Origin of the sequence: Rhodococcus sp. IEGM 1307 (genome assembly GCF_030056915.1) — a bacterium.
Taxonomy (GTDB): Bacteria; Actinomycetota; Actinomycetes; order Mycobacteriales; family Mycobacteriaceae; genus Rhodococcus_F; species Rhodococcus_F opacus_D.
The window spans coordinates 1-956 of sequence record NZ_JASHKW010000067.1 but is presented as its reverse complement, the minus strand read 5'-3'; the positions used below and the strand labels follow the sequence as shown (position 1 = coordinate 956).

At 72.4% G+C, this 956-nt stretch carries 1 protein-coding gene; it reads right to left on the bottom strand.

The genetic code is table 11. The annotated features are described in order from the left end of the window. On the bottom strand, positions 1-956 hold a 956-nt coding region (locus tag QM841_RS42830; RefSeq protein ID WP_283336788.1), incomplete at both ends, for a transposase.

The following is a 956-nucleotide window of genomic DNA, read 5'->3' as shown; positions in this document are numbered from 1 at the left end:
CCGCGGCTGGTGAAGCGGCGGAATCCGAGGTTGTGTTTGGCGTGCCCGAACACGGTTTCGGCGATGGGTGAGCGTTTGCGGTAGGTGGCGATACCGGCCTCGGTGCGCAGCCGGTGGGTCATGGCCTGGATCGGATCCGCTTGCGGCGGTGGCGGTCCGGTGACCGGATCAGCGGTGGCGGCGGCCTCGAGGTGACGGGATTTGCCGGTGGCGATCAACCGGTCCGGGCCCGGCGCGGTGAGGTTCTCGCGGGAGCAGTAGCCGGCGTCGAAGAGCATCACCCCGATCAGCTCCTCCGGGCTCGTGCCGGTCGGTTCCTTCCCACGTCGGGTGGTGTCGATCAGGTGCGCGGCCGCCCCGGCCTTGTCGACCATCTCGGGGAAATAGTCGTAGTCCGCCGGGCCGGTCCCGACCCCGGTGGCCAGGATCAACCCGTCCTCGCTGGTGAAGGCCTGACAGTTGTAGCCCTGCACCCAGCCGCCGCCGCGCAGCGGCTGCAACCGCGAATCGGGATCGGTGGTGTTGCGGCGCCGCTGCCCGGCGGCGGCGGCGCGCTCACCCTGTTTGCGGAGGGCGGTGTCGAGTTCGGTGCGCCGGCGCCGGACCAGGTGGTGCTTCTCGACCGGTTTCGGTGCGAACCGGGTGCCCCCGCCCCCGGCCTCGGTGCCACCCTGGAACCGCTCGATCACCGCGTGCTGGGCGGCGACCGCCTCGGCCAGACGCCGCTCGGCGGCGGCGACCTCGGCCCCGACCGGCACCCGGCCCATCACCGTCTGGCCCGCGTCGAGCCGGGCCAGATAGTCCTGCGCCTTCTGGTCCCGCTCGCACCGTTCGGCGTCCTTCTCCGCGTCGAGCTGGGCCAATGCCTCGGCGATCCGGGCCGAGCGGGTGCTGGGATCGGCCAACTCCGCCGGCACCTGTCCCGGGCCCGGATCGTCCTCGCCGTAGAGGTCGTC